The organism is Streptomyces sp. NPDC046862 (assembly GCF_040704615.1).
Classification (GTDB): Bacteria; Actinomycetota; Actinomycetes; order Streptomycetales; family Streptomycetaceae; genus Streptomyces.
Map to the genome: position 1 here is coordinate 69040 of NZ_JBEYXP010000040.1, position 13233 is coordinate 82272.

Genomic DNA, 13233 nt, shown 5'->3' on the forward strand with positions numbered 1-13233 from the left:
AATGCACCGCGTCAGATTGGACCCCAGTGAGCAATTACGACCCGATACCCGGCCCTCCCGCCTACGACCAGCCCCCGAATCACTCGCACCGCCCCGAGCGGAGCCGGGACACGGCCCGGCGTACGGCCCTGACCGTCGCCACGATCGCCGACATCGCCGCCGGATTCCTGGGGCTGTGGATCCTGCTCCACCTGCTGGGAGCCAACACGTCCAACGTCTTCGTCGAGTTCGTGCACGGCACGGCCGACTGGCTCGCCGGATGGTCACAGGACATTTTCACCATGGACACGGAAGGCATTCGCGTTCTCCTCAATTACGGTCTGCCGGCCCTGATTTACCTGGCCATCGGTCATGGGATCGCCGCACGGCTCAACCGCGCCTGACCGCATTGCGGGTCGGCCCGGTGCACATCCGGATCGGACGATGCGGAAGAATCACGATGACCGTTGAGCCCGCCAAGGACGGATTTCGCGTCCGATCGGCCGGCCCATAAGCACGACGCCCACAAGGACCAGTTCTGTGACACCCAAATCAATCGGGAACGACGACCTTCCGATCTACGAGAGCCTCGTACGTGAACGTGGTGACGTCGTCAAGGAAGCCCGCGTGGTGGCCGAACAGACGCAAGCCGAGGTAACGCAGGCCCTGGCCGGGCACGGCGGAGTGCAGCAGGAGTCCCGCCCCCAGTGAGACCGGGCCGGAGCAGCTCGCCGGTGCCTGGCCTTCGGCGCGTCCCCCGCGCCGGCGTTTCGGGCGGCACACCGGCCCAGCCGTCGGATCGCCCCGCACGCGCCGTGAGCAGTGGCACGGCGTACGGGCGAAGCCGGGGGCGGGCGGACGACGGGGGAACGTCCGCCCGCCCCGGGCGCGAGGATCCCGTGCAACGGGGGGAACCAACGGGCCTCGCGGGGGCCCGCTTGGCAGGCCCACCCAGTCCAGCGCACGGCACGGCGAGAACGTCACACTGCCGTCGGCGCGGGCGACCGCCCCCTCAGCTCCGCGTCCCCCGTGGATGCACGGGTTCCCGGTGCGGCGGCTGTTCGGGCGCCGGACGGGGCCTCGGCGCCGGGATGTCGAGGGCGTGCGGTTTCTCGTTGTCGAGGGTGAACGCCTCGCCGTGGTGGCGGACGGTCAAGGGCCCACCGTCCAGCAGCGTGTACGTGGCGGCCCTGGGCCTGATCTCCACGCGCAGGCGGCTGCCCAGCAGCTCCAGATGGAAGGCCAGGCGGCTGAGCTGCTCCGGGAGCCGGGGGGCGAACTCCAGGGTGTCGCCCTGGTGGCGCATACCTCCGAAGCCCGCGACGAGTGCCATCCACGTACCCGCGAGAGCGGCGATGTGCAGGCCGTCGCGCGTGTTGTGCTCCAGGTCCTTCAAGTCCATCAGCGCGGTCTCGGTGACGTAGTCGTAGGCCAGGGGGAGGTGGCCCGTGCGGGCGGCGATGACGGCCTGGCAGCATGCCGACAACGAGGAGTCGCGGACCGTCAGGGGCTCGTAGTAGGCGAAGTTGCGGGCCGTGTGCTCCTCGTCGAAGAACTCGCCGCACTTGTACATCGCCAGCACCAGGTCCGCCTGTTTGACGACCTGCTTGCGGTAGAGGTCGAAGTACGGGAAGTGCAGCATGAGCGGGTACTGGTCGGCCCGCGTGTTCGCGAAGTCCCAGCGTTGGTAGCGCGTGAACCCGGCATGCTGTTCATGGACGCGGAGGTCGTGGTTGTACGGGATGTGCATGGCCTCGGCGGCGTCCCGCCAGGCCGCGCTCTCCTCGGAGTCGGCGCCGAGTTCCGCGGCCCGCCGAGGATGGCGTTCGACGACGTCGGCCGCGGCCAGCAGGTTCGCCCGGGCCATGAGGTTGGTGTAGGTGTTGTCGTCGGCCACGGCGCTGTACTCGTCGGGGCCGGTCACGCCGTTGATGTGGAAGGCCCCGTGGGGGTCGTGGTGACCGAGCGAACGCCACAGCCGGGCGGTCTCCACCAGCAGTTCCACGGCGGTGTCGCGCTCGAAGGCCGTGTCGCCGGTGGCGGCCGTGTAGCGGACCGCGGCGTCGGCGATGGCGGCGTTCACGTGGAACGCGGCCGTGCCCGCCGGCCAGTACGCGGAGCCCTCCGAGCCCTCGATGGTCCGCCACGGGAACGCGGCGCCGCGCAGCCCGAGCTGGACCGCGCGCTCACGGGCGGCGGGCAGGGTGTTCTGCCGCCAGCGCAGGGCCTCGGCGACCGCGCCGGGCGAGGTGTAGGTGAGCAGGGGCAGCACGAAGGTCTCGGTGTCCCAGAAGGCGTGGCCGTCGTACCCGGAGCCGGTCAGGCCCTTCGCGGGGATGGCGCGCTTCTCGGCGCGGGCCCCGGCCTGCAGGACGTGGAACAGACCGAACCGCACGGCCTGCTGGATCTCCTCGTCGCCGTCGACCTCCACGTCGGAGCGCGCCCAGAAGGCGTCCAGGTAGGCGCGCTGTTCGTCGACGAGCCCCTGCCAGCCGCCGTGTCCGGCCGCCGCGAGGGCCGCGTCGACCTGGTCGCTGACGGCGGGCAGGGAGCGGGTGCTGGACCAGCCGTGGGAGACGAGCTTGTCCACCCGCAGCGTCTGCCCCGGCTCGAGGACGGAGGTGACGGTGAGGCGAGCGACGTCGTCCCTGCTCTCGGCGCGTGTCGTGGTCGTTTCGGGTCCCGAGATGACGTGGTCGGCGGCAGCTCCGACCCTCAGTCCGCTGCGGCGCGTGCGGTGCAGGAGCCGCAGCCGGTGGCCGTCCGCGAAGTGCTCCTCCGGCTCCAGCGGCGACTGCAGGATGACCGCGGCCCGGGGATCGCCCTTCCGCTCGGGCAGTTGCTCGTTGGCCACCAGCTCCGACTGCACCACGATCCGGGCCTCGCAGTCCACCGCCTGAACCTCGTAGGCGACGGCGGCGATGGCGCGCTGCGTGAACGACACCAGCCGGGTGGAGGTCACCCGCACGGTTGACCCGGTCGGCGACGTCCACTCGCAGGTGCGCCGCAGCAGTCCGGTGCGCAGGTCGAGGACGCGTTCGTGGGAGCGCAGTTGTCCGTACCGCAGGTCGAACGGCTCGTCGTCGACGAGCAACCGGATGATCTTGCCGTTGGTGACGTTGATGACCGTCTGTCCGGACTCCGGATAGCCGTAGCCGGCCTCCGCGTAGGGCAGCGGGTGGATTTCGTGCACGCCGCCCAGGTACGAGCCGGGCAGCCCGTGGGGTTCCCCCTCGTCGAGGTTGCCGCGCCAGCCGACGTGGCCGTTGGACAGCGCGAACACCGACTCGCTCTGCGGCAGCACGTCGAGGTTCAGCCCGTGCTCGTGCAGGCACCAGGGCTCTACGGCGTAGGAGGTGTGGGTGATCACGGGCGCTCCAGCAGTTCGGCGAGGTCCTTCACGACGTGGTCGGCGCCGTGGGCGTACAAGGCGGCGCTCTGTCCCACGCGGTCCACCCCGACGACGTACCCGAAGTGGCCCGCGCGTCCGGCGTCCATGCCTGCCAGCGCGTCCTCGAACACGGCGGCCTCGTGCCGTTCGACGCCCAGGTCCTGCGCGGCGGCGAGGAACGTGTCGGGCCGCGGTTTGCCGGGCAACCCCCGCTCGGCGGCCACGATCCCGTCGACCCGCGTGTCGAAGAGGTGCTCCGCGCCCACCGACCTCAGCACGTCACGGCAGTTGGCGCTGGACGACACCACCGCGGTGCGCAGCCCGTGGGCGCGGACCGCCTCCACGTAGCGCACGGTGCCCTCGTAGGCCTCGACGCCGCTGGTGCGGATCAGCTCCAGCAGCAGCGCGTTCTTGCGGTTGCCGACGCCATGGACGGTCGCCGCGTCGGGCGGGTCGTCGGGCTCGCCCTCGGGCAGTTCGATGCCGCGGGAGGCGAGGAAGGTGTGCACGCCGTCGGCGCGGGGGCGCCCGTCGACGTACTCGTCGTAGTCGGTGACGTCGTCGAACGGCCGGAAGTCAGTGCCGTCGCGCTGCCTGAGGAAGTCGTCGAACGTCTCCTTCCACGCGGCCGCGTGGACCACGGCGGTCTTGGTGATGACCCCGTCGAGGTCGAAGAGGCAGGCCAGGATTCCCTTGGGCAGCCCGATTTCTGTCGTCTCTGTCATAGGTGTTGCGTTCCCAGAACTGCCCGGCCCAGTGCGGTGGCCACCGCCACACGGGGGCATCGTCGCGGGGCGTCGTAGCCCGCCATCAACCGATCGGTTGATGCCGCGTCGAGCGCGATGGCCGATGTCGGTGACTGCTCCTCCCCGGCAGGCTGCTCTGCATGGCAGTCATCGAAGTCAGCGGCCTGCACAAGGCCTACGGGGACAGGAAGGCCGTCGACGGCGTGTCCTTCGCCGTCGAGGAGGGCGAGATCTTCGGGATCCTCGGCCCGAACGGCGCCGGCAAGACCACCACCGTCGAGTGCGTGGAGGGGCTGCGGCGCCCCGACACCGGCCGCGTCCGCGTCGCCGGGTACGACCCGGTCGCCGACCGCGGCCCCGTCACCCGCGTCCTGGGCGCGCAGTTGCAGGAGAGCGAGCTCCAGCCCAAGATCACGGTCCGCGAGGCGCTGGAGCTGTACGCCGCCTGCTATCCGGACCCCGCCGACCGGCACGCCCTCGCCGAGCGCCTCGGGCTCACCGGCTCGCTGGGCACCCGGTTCGCGAAGTTGTCCGGCGGCCAGAAGCAGCGCCTGTTCATCGCCCTCGCCCTCATCGGCAACCCCCGGATCGTCGTCCTCGACGAGCTGACGACCGGCCTCGATCCGCGTGCCCGCCGCGACACCTGGCGGCTCATCGAGGACGTGCGCGCCCGCGGTGTCACCGTGCTGCTGGTCACGCACTTCATGGAGGAGGCACAGCGCCTGTGCGACCGGATCGCCCTGATCGACCGGGGGCGGATCACCGCGCTGGACACCCCGTCCGGGCTGGTCCGGCGCACGGCGGGCAGTACGGAGATCTCCTTCAGGCCGTCCGCGGAGCTGGACACGGAGCAGCTGGCGGCCCTCCCGTCGGCCGTGTCGGTGGCGCGCAAGGACGGCCGGGTCGTCGTCAACGGCACCGACGAGACGGTCAACGCCCTGATCTCGCTGCTCGCCGGGCGGGGCATCACCGCCCACCAACTCCGCGTCACCGAGGCCTCCTTGGACGACGCCTACCTCGACCTGACGGGAACGGACGCATGACCGCCCTCGCCCCCGCCCGCTCCGCCGCCGCCCCCGTCAAGGGCAGCGCCACCGCCGTCCTCAAGGCCGAGGCACGTCTGTTCCTGCGGGAGCCCGGCGCCCTCTTCTCGATCCTCGGCTTCCCCACGGTGCTGCTGTGCGTCCTGGGCTCCATTCCGTCCTTCCGGGAGCCCTCGTCCGACCTGAACGGCCTGCGTGTGGTGGACCTCTACGTCCCCATCGTGGTCCTGCTCGCCATCATCATGTCCGGACTCCAGGCCATGCCGCCCGTCCTCACCGGCTACCGCGAGCGCGGCATCCTGCGCCGCATGTCCACCACCCCGATGCGGCCGGGCGCCCTCATCGGCGCGCAGATCGCGCTGCACGGAGCCGCCGCCACGGCCTCGGCGGCGCTCGCGCTCGCCGTGGGCCGGATCGTGTTCGACGTGGCCCTGCCCCGCCAGTTCCCCGGCTACCTCCTGGCCTTCACGCTCGCCACCCTGGCCACTCTGGCGCTCGGCGGCACCGTCTCCGCCGTCAGCCGTACGACGAAGATCACCCAGGCGATAGGCTCCGTGGTGTTCTTCCCGGCGATGTTCAGCGCCGGTGTCTGGCTGCCGGTCTCGACCATGCCCGACATCCTCCGGCGCACAGTGGACCTCACGCCGTTCGGGGCCGCCGCGCAGGCCATGGACGAGGCCGCCGCGGGAGACTGGCCGAGCTGGACGCACCTCGGGGTCACGGCGCTGTGGGCGGTGCTGCTGATCGCCGCGGCCCGACGCTGGTTCAAGTGGGAGTAGGGCACGGATGGCGACGACGCTCGAGGAGCGCTGGGCTCAGGTCCTGCGGTACGGCCCGTACGCCCTGCTGGGTCTCGCCACGCTCATCGGGGCCGTCACCGCCCACCTGTTCATGTCCCGGCGGCAGATGTACGTGGCGGGGGTGCTGTTCCTCGCCGCGTTGGCGCTCCAGGTGTGGTGGAGCCTGGCCGTTCCCCGGCTGCTGGCGAAGGAGGCGGCCGACCGGCGTGCCCGGGAGGAGCAGTCCGACGACGTGGACGGCGTCGCCCTCGTTGTCGGCGTCCGGGTACTGCCCGAGGGGACCACCGCGGGGCGCGTGTACTTCGTGGTGCGGACCGCCCTCGCCTTCGCCCTCACCTGGCTGAACCCCTTCTTCGCGATCTACGCCTCCGTCGGCTACTTCGAAGCCGGGCGGCTGCTTCCGCCGCGCGCCGCCCGGGCCGGGCTCCTGGTCACCGCCGTCATCCTGGCCGGCTCCCAGTCCGGCCTCCTGCCGCCACCCGCCTCGTCGACGGAGTGGATCGCCTTCGGCGTGCTGCTCGTCGTGAACGGGGCGTGCGCAATGGCCATGGTCCACCTGGAGGAGAAGGAGGCGGAGAAGACCGCCGAGCGGGCCGAGAAGACGGCCGCCCTGGAGAGGGCGCTGGCCGAGAACGCCGCCCTGCACGCCCAACTCGTCGTCCAGGCACGGGAGGCGGGTGTGGCCGATGAGCGTCGCCGTCTCGCCGCCGAGATCCACGACACCATCGCGCAGGGCCTGACCGGCATCATCGCCCAGCTCCAGGTGGTCACCTCCACCACCGATCCGGAGCTGGCCCGTGAGCACCTGGACCGCGCCCAGAAGCTGGCCCGCCAGTCCCTGGGCGAGGCCCGGCGCTCCGTACAGAACCTGTCCCCTGCCGCCCTGGAACAGGACACACTCCCCGAGGCACTGAAGGCGACGGTCGCCGAGTGGTCCGAACGCACCGGTGTCACCGCGCAGTTCATTGTCACCGGCACCGAGGAGCCGCTGCACGACGAGGTCGCCGCGACGCTCCTGCGGATAGCCCAGGAAGCCCTCGCCAACACGGCCAGACACGCCCGCGCCACCCGCGCGGGAGTCACCCTGTCCTACATGGGGGACGAAGTCACCCTGGACGTACGGGACGACGGGCGCGGCTTCGACCCGCTGGCCGTGGTGCCGCGCACCAGCAACGGCGGCTTCGGCCTCGACGGGATGCGGGCCCGTGCCGAACGCGTCGCCGGCGCCGTCACCGTCGAGTCCGAGCCGGGACAGGGCACCGCGATCAGCGCTCGCGTACCGTTGGTCCGCCATGGCTGAGCGGACCATCACCCTGCTGATCGTCGACGACCATCCCGTCGTACGGGACGGCCTGCGCGGCATGTTCGCCTCCGATCCTGGATTCGACGTCCTCGGCGAGGCGGGCGGCGGGGTCGAGGGAGTCGCACTCGCCCTCAGCCTCGACCCGGACGTCGTCCTCATGGACCTGCGCATGCCGGGGGGCGGCGGGGTCGAGGCGATCGCCGAACTCACCCGGCGCGGCGCCCGCGCGAAGGTTCTCGTCCTCACCACGTACGACACGGACTCCGACACGATCCCCGCGATCGAGGCGGGAGCCACCGGCTATCTCCTCAAGGACGCGCCCCGCGAGGAACTGTTCACGGCGGTCCGGGCCGCCGCCGAAGGGCGTACGGTCCTCTCCCCCGCCGTCGCGTCCCGCCTCGTCTCCGCCGTCCGGAGGCCCGCCGTGCCCGCGGGCGAGGTGCTCTCCGCGCGCGAGCGGGAAGTACTCGAACTGGTCGCCAAGGGCACGTCGAACCGTGAGATCGCCCGGGAACTCTTCATCAGCGAGGCGACGGTCAAGACCCATCTGACCCATCTGTACGCCAAGTTGGGGGTGAAGGACCGGGCGGCCGCGGTGGCGGTGGCCTACGACCGCGGCATTCTGGGGTGAGCGGGCCCGGTGCCATCCGATCCGTAACTGTTCCATTACCCCGTACCCTCTTGACAGCGTGCGTACTGTTTCGCGAAGTTTGAGCCCGCCGGACCGTTCGGCGGTCCGGGCGGTGGCGGGACGCGGGCACCGCGTCACGGGGGAGACCGGGGGGTCGCCATGCGAACTGTGAGCCATGACCGAACTGCCTTACGAGCGTGCGCCAGGATCGGCAGATCCCTCGCGCGGCCTACGGAAGGGCGGTCGGTCTGACGTGGAGATCACGATCCACCGCCCCCAGGAGATGGACGCCTCGCTCCGCCGCGCCTGGCACCGGGTGATGGCCGAGTCGCCCGACTACGGCAACCCCTTCCTGGGACCGGAGTTCGCGGGCGGGATCGGCACGTACCGCGGTGGGGTGCACGTGGCGGTCCTGCACGAGGGCGGGGAGCCGGTGGGCTTCTTCCCGTACGAGCGCAACTCCTTCGGAGTGGGCCGGGCCATCGGTCTCGGCCTCTCCGACTGCCAGGCCCTCGTGCACCGGCCCGGCGTCACCTGGGACACCCGCGAACTGCTGCGCGCCTGCGGGCTGTCCGTCTTCGAGTTCGACCACCTCGTCGAGGAGCAGAAACCGTTCAGCGGCTATGTCACGGGGACGTTCGCCTCACCGGTGGTCGATCTGAAGGTCGGCGACGGCGGCTACCCGGAGTGGCTGCGCGGCGCGTACCCGGGGCTGGCCAAGACGACGCTGAAGAAGGAGCGCCGGCTGGGGCGGGACCTGGGCGAGATGCGCTTCGTGTTCGACGAGCGCGACCCACGGGCGCTGCGCACGCTCATGCGGTGGAAGTCCGCCCAGTACCGCAGGACGGGGCGCATGGACCGCTTCGCACGGCCGTGGATCGTGGACCTGGTGGACCATCTGTTCCAGGCCCGCGAGGAGCACTTCACCGGAGTGCTGTCGGTGGTCTACGCCGGCGACCGCCCGGTGGCCGCGCACTTCGGGCCGAGGTCGCGTACCGTCTTCGCGGCCTGGTTCACGGCGTACGACCCGGAGCTGCGCTACTACTCGCCCGGACTGATCATGCACCTGCGCATGGCCGAAGCCGCGGGCCGGGAGGGCGTCCGGGTCATGGATCTGGGACGCGGCGACAAGGAGTACAAGGACTGGCTCAAGACCCGCGAACTCCGCGTGGGCGAAGGCTTCGCCACCCGCCCCCACCCGGTGGCGACGGCACTGCGGATGTGGCGCAGACCGGTACGCGGCCTGCGCAACACGGTCCTGGCCCACTCCACACTGCGGGAACCGGCCGACCGGCTCCTGAAGACGGTCGGATCGCTGCGCACATCGGTCGGAGCGGAGAGGGACGGAGCGGACAGGGACGGAGTGGGGCCCCATATGCGCTGAACGCCACGAGCTCACCTGCTAAGCGTCTTAGCTGTATCCTGATTGCGGCACCTCGCCAACCGGGGGCCCCGCTCGTTGCGACGGCCCCCGGCGCACAGGAAGAACGAGCCGGGGCTCCCGGGAGGTTGGTGGGGACGACGTCCCGGGGCATTGAGCAGAATCGGATCAGGGCCCGCAGGCCACCAGCAGAGGGAGAAGCGGCGCGGCGACCGTGGCCGCGACGACGCCCAGCCGGGTCGCGCGGTGCGGGCGGGGCTGTGGGGTGAGAACGCGCCGGAGCCGGATCAGGGCGCCCGTCCCTCCGGCGCCCAGCGCCACCTGCGGTACCTGACCGGCCGCCACCTCGTACATCGCGGTGGCCAGGGCCTCTCTCCGGTGGAAGCGCAGGGCGCGGTCGTCCGCGATCATCTCCACCAGCAGCGCCGTCTGTTCCCTGGCATGGCGGGACAGGGGCAGACCGGGGAAGGCGCGGGAGAACGCGTCCGCCCACAGGCGGAGCAGATCGTGCCTGCCGTGGATGTGCGCCCGCTCGTGTTCCAGAACGGCCCGCAGCTGTTCCTCCGACAGGGCGTCGAGCGCGCCCCGGGTGACGACGACCCGGCGGAAACGGCCGGGGAGGCAGTAGACGGCCGGGGTGTCGTGGTCGACGACGGTGGCGCCGTACTCGGGCGCCGGCTCGCCGACGAGGGTGAGCAGGTCCAGATGACGCCGCCGTGCCCGGTGCGCCCGCCAGGCACAGCGCACGAACCAGCCGAGAGGCAGCAGCACGATCACGGCGGGGGCGACGAGCGCGAGGATGTCGGACAGGGTGGGCGTGGCCCCGCGCGCGGGGGCTCCGGTGATCAGACCGCAGGCGGTGAGCAGTCCGACGAAGCCGTCGTGCACGTGCTTCCCGGCGATGGCCAGGTGGTACACCGCGAGCGCGGTGGCGACGACGAACGTCGTCATGAGCGCCTGCCAGGCGGCGACCGCGAGGGCCGGGGCACGGTGGGCCCAGCGCGCCCGGGACAGCAGGGACGGCGCCGCGGCGCCCACCAGAACGGCGTATCCGGCCAGCGCGACAACTGTGGTCATGCTTCGCTCCGCCTCTTGACCGTGCGAAGGGCCGAGCGTAGTGCGTCCGTCTCCTCCGGAGTCATCTGTTCCAGGAAACTGACGAGGGTTCCGGCCGGGTCCGGATTGCTGCCGAGGGCCTCCTGCATCAGCGCCGCCGTGTACTGCTGGCGCGTGCACGTGGGCTCGTACACCCAGGCCCTGCCCTCCTTGTGCCGCTTGAGCATGCCCTTGCCGTGGAGGATGTCCGCCACGGTCTTGACGGTGCTGTAGGCGAGGGGCCGCTGCTTGTTGATGTCCGTCAGTACGTCACGCGCGGTCGCCGGACGCCCCCAGGCCCACAGGCGGTGCATGATCTCCGCCTCCAGCTCACCCAGCCGACGCACGGCCACCCCCTTCGCCTCCGGAGGAGCACGGATCCTCCGGTTCCAGTGAGGGCTCATCGTATGGGGTGACAGGCCCACCGGGCCCGGAGCAGCCGTGCGCCCTCCCCGCTGCACGTCAATGCCAAACAGCTTAGTAGTATGGCGAACACGCGCACCCTCCCGGCGAGATCCTTGCCGCCTGGGCACGCGGACATCCAGAACGACCGTGACCAGTGACGGGATTGTCAGATGCGGGCGAGCAGGACGGTACGAGCGGGAGGCGCCCTGAGGCACCTGCTGCTCGTCGTGGTGCTCGCCCTGGGCGTGTTGGCGATGCACAGCCTGGGGCATCCCCAGGAGTCTTCCGCCTCGGCCATGGGCTCCGCGTCCCACGCGACGTCGGGATCCGCCGGCATGGCCCACGAGACCAGGAGCGCATCCACCGTCCCGGCCACGGACGCGGGCCGTCACGCGGCGGAGCCGGCCGATTCGCCGGCCACGCACGGGCCCACGATGGCGATGGACATGCTCTCGCTGTGCTTGGCGGTCCTGTTCGGCGCCTGGGTGCTCGCTGCGCTGCTCAGGTCGGCGTTCGCCCGGCACCAGGAGTGGCTTTCGGAACTTCTGACCGGGGTCACGGTGGTGCTGCGGCCCGATCCCCCGCCACGCCAACCCGATCTCACCCGTTTGTCAGTTCTGCGGCTGTAGGCCGAACCGCTCTCGCGGGCGCGCACCAGCGCGGCCGCGCGGCTTCGGCCACGCCTGAACAGCCCACCAGAACAGACACCTGAGGTGAATCGACCATGACTTCCTTCCTGCGCGCCGCGCGCCGCACAACTCCCCGCCGTATCGCCGCCATCGGCGCCGCCACCGTCGGTGCCCTGCTCCTGACCGCGTGCGGGGGCGACGACATGAGCGGCATGGACCACGGCAGCGGCAAGAGCTCCAAGTCGGCGTCCGCGTCGGCGTCCGCGGGTAACGGCACGGGGGCCGCGAGCTTCAACGACGCGGACGTCACCTTCGCGCAGATGATGATCCCCCACCACGAGCAGGCCCTGGAGATGGCCCGACTGGCCGACGGGCGCGCCTCCGACACGGAGATCAAGGACATCGTCGCGAAGATCGAGAAGGCTCAGGATCCCGAGATCAGGACGATGAAGGGCTGGCTGGACTCCTGGAAGCAGCCGACGGCGATGGAGTCCATGCCCGGCATGGACCACGGCGGCGGGGACGGCGGCGACGGCATGATGTCCGACGCGGACATGAAGGAGCTCAAGGCCATGAAGGGCGCCGAGTTCGACAAGATGTTCGCCCAGATGATGATCGACCACCACAACGGCGCGATCACCATGGCCAAGGACGAGCAGAAGAACGGCAAGAACACCGACGCCGTCCAGATGGCCGGCGCCATCGTCAAGGGCCAGTCCACCGAGGTCGAGCAGCTCCAGGGCATCCTCGACCGGCTCTGAGTCCCTTCGGCGCGCCGCGTTCTGAGGCGTCGCCACCCCGGTCGTCCGGGCTCCACCGCGCTCCGGCCCACGGAGCCCGGACGGCCACCCCTCTCCCCTGCCCGCGCCCGGCCGCCGTCTCCGGTTCGCCTGCGTCCTCGCCGTCGGCCGTCGCCGGAGCAGCGCCGTCACCGGGCCAGGGCGACGGCCGAACAGCGCGAAGGCAGGTTCCCCGCCGACCGCGTCTCCGACCGCTTCACGCTCCTGGTCGACCGCTTCGTACCGCGCCAGCGAGCACAGGATTCGGGCCCTGCGTGGAAATCCGGCAAGAAGAGCATCAGAGACACGTCAAGAACCGCGATGACGGCCCTTTCGCTGTCTACCGTCATCTTCATGGGATGCCCCGACGACGCGCGGGACGAGAGAGCCCCCGCGCACGCACACCAGTCGGCCGCGGCGGCGTACGACAGCCGCTGGGCCGGGGAACTGCGCAGCACGATCCGCTGTTCGTGCGCGCTGCTGGGCCTTCTCCTACTGGTCGACTGGGGCGCCGGCGACTTCGCGCCCTGGCGGGCCGTGTTGTGGGCCGGCCTCGCGCTCCTGCTCTTCCTGGTGCTGTTCCCGCCACGGGTGGCCGCCGGGGTGGGCTGGCTGTCCTCGCGCGGGCTGCTGCGGGAACGGCGGGTGCGCACCGACCACCTGGTGTCCGTTCGTTGGCTGGAGGGCGTGAGTCAGCGGCTGGTACTGCGGGACGCCTTCGGCGCCCGGGTGGAGATCGACCCCCGCGTCCTGGTCGCCAACCCGCCGCTGTGGCACCGGCTGAACGAGGACGCACACGTCTCGGCGGCCCAGGGGATGCTGCTGTGCGGGGGCACCGCGCTGCTCCAGTTGTCGCAGCGGATCGACCGGGAGACCGCCCAGACCGTGTTCAAGGTCTCCGGCCTGGAATGAGAGCGGAAGGAGAGTGGAACGGGACCGGACCCGGACCCGGACCGGCCACATCCTTTGCGTCTTTGCGCCGAATGTACGTATTCGGAGAAATCCTAACGGTGTCTTAACCCCCTGAGGGCGGGTCACCGTCCCCCGCGGC

General features: G+C 71.1%; 14 protein-coding genes. 10 read left to right on the forward strand and 4 right to left on the reverse strand.

All coding sequences use genetic code 11. The features are described from left to right. The first annotated feature begins 26 nt into the window (after positions 1-26). Together AB0959_RS35445 and AB0959_RS35450 are read left to right on the forward strand one after the other, a co-directional pair. Entirely contained in the window at positions 27-383 is a 357-nt protein-coding gene (locus AB0959_RS35445) for a hypothetical protein (RefSeq protein ID WP_366830844.1), read from the forward strand. Between the two features lie 136 nt (positions 384-519). Beyond that, positions 520-690 (forward strand): hypothetical protein, encoded by a 171-nt coding sequence (locus AB0959_RS35450; RefSeq protein ID WP_366830845.1) that lies wholly within the window; start codon positions 520-522, stop codon positions 688-690. 301 nt (positions 691-991) lie between these two features. Here AB0959_RS35450 and AB0959_RS35455 read toward each other — a convergent pair whose 3' ends face one another. Together AB0959_RS35455 and AB0959_RS35460 are read right to left on the reverse strand one after the other, a co-directional pair. Beyond that, a complete protein-coding gene (locus tag AB0959_RS35455; RefSeq protein WP_366830846.1) occupies positions 992-3349 on the reverse strand; it encodes a glycosyl hydrolase family 65 protein in 2358 nt (785 codons plus the stop codon). Further along, a complete protein-coding gene (locus tag AB0959_RS35460; RefSeq protein ID WP_366830847.1) occupies positions 3346-4095 on the reverse strand; it encodes a beta-phosphoglucomutase family hydrolase in 750 nt (249 codons plus the stop codon). Before AB0959_RS35460 ends, AB0959_RS35455 begins: the two co-directional genes overlap by 4 nt. A 161-nt stretch (positions 4096-4256) precedes the next feature. On the opposite strand from AB0959_RS35460, the gene AB0959_RS35465 reads away from it, so the two are divergent. The 5 genes from AB0959_RS35465 to AB0959_RS35485 all read left to right on the forward strand — a co-directional run bounded on the left by AB0959_RS35465 (position 4257) and on the right by AB0959_RS35485 (position 9277). After that, positions 4257-5159, forward strand: coding sequence for an ABC transporter ATP-binding protein (locus tag AB0959_RS35465; RefSeq protein WP_366830848.1), 903 nt, complete (start codon positions 4257-4259; stop codon positions 5157-5159). After that, positions 5156-5938 carry an ABC transporter permease gene (locus AB0959_RS35470; RefSeq protein ID WP_366830849.1) on the forward strand — a complete coding sequence of 261 codons (783 nt, stop codon included), beginning with the start codon at positions 5156-5158 and terminating at the stop codon, positions 5936-5938. Before AB0959_RS35465 ends, AB0959_RS35470 begins: the two co-directional genes overlap by 4 nt. Positions 5939-5945: 7 nt before the next feature. Beyond that, positions 5946-7259, forward strand: a complete 1314-nt coding sequence (locus AB0959_RS35475; RefSeq protein WP_366830850.1) for a sensor histidine kinase — start codon at positions 5946-5948, stop codon at positions 7257-7259. Further along, positions 7252-7893, forward strand: coding sequence for a response regulator transcription factor (locus AB0959_RS35480; protein WP_366830851.1), 642 nt, complete (start codon positions 7252-7254; stop codon positions 7891-7893). The genes AB0959_RS35475 and AB0959_RS35480 overlap by 8 nt, the downstream gene beginning before the upstream one ends. A 253-nt stretch (positions 7894-8146) precedes the next feature. Beyond that, positions 8147-9277, forward strand: coding sequence for a GNAT family N-acetyltransferase (locus tag AB0959_RS35485; protein WP_366830852.1), 1131 nt, complete (start codon positions 8147-8149; stop codon positions 9275-9277). Between the two features lie 165 nt (positions 9278-9442). Here the strand turns inward: AB0959_RS35485 and AB0959_RS35490 are convergent, their stop codons facing one another. After that, positions 9443-10351 (reverse strand): M56 family metallopeptidase, encoded by a 909-nt coding sequence (locus AB0959_RS35490; protein WP_366830853.1) that lies wholly within the window; start codon positions 10349-10351, stop codon positions 9443-9445. Next, positions 10348-10716: a BlaI/MecI/CopY family transcriptional regulator gene (locus tag AB0959_RS35495; protein WP_366830854.1), complete on the reverse strand. Its 369-nt coding sequence runs from the start codon at positions 10714-10716 to the stop codon at positions 10348-10350. Before AB0959_RS35495 ends, AB0959_RS35490 begins: the two co-directional genes overlap by 4 nt. 228 nt (positions 10717-10944) lie before the next feature. Here AB0959_RS35495 and AB0959_RS35500 point away from each other — a divergent pair, with 228 nt between their 5' ends. The 3 genes from AB0959_RS35500 to AB0959_RS35510 all read left to right on the forward strand — a co-directional run bounded on the left by AB0959_RS35500 (position 10945) and on the right by AB0959_RS35510 (position 13094). Further along, on the forward strand, positions 10945-11403 hold the full coding sequence (locus tag AB0959_RS35500; protein WP_366830855.1) for a DUF6153 family protein: 459 nt from the start codon (positions 10945-10947) through the stop codon (positions 11401-11403). A gap of 95 nt (positions 11404-11498) precedes the next feature. Beyond that, on the forward strand, positions 11499-12164 hold the full coding sequence (locus tag AB0959_RS35505; RefSeq protein WP_366830856.1) for a DUF305 domain-containing protein: 666 nt from the start codon (positions 11499-11501) through the stop codon (positions 12162-12164). Positions 12165-12536: 372 nt separating this feature from the next. Beyond that, positions 12537-13094 (forward strand): hypothetical protein, encoded by a 558-nt coding sequence (locus AB0959_RS35510; RefSeq protein ID WP_366830857.1) that lies wholly within the window; start codon positions 12537-12539, stop codon positions 13092-13094. Positions 13095-13233: the final 139 nt, after the last annotated feature.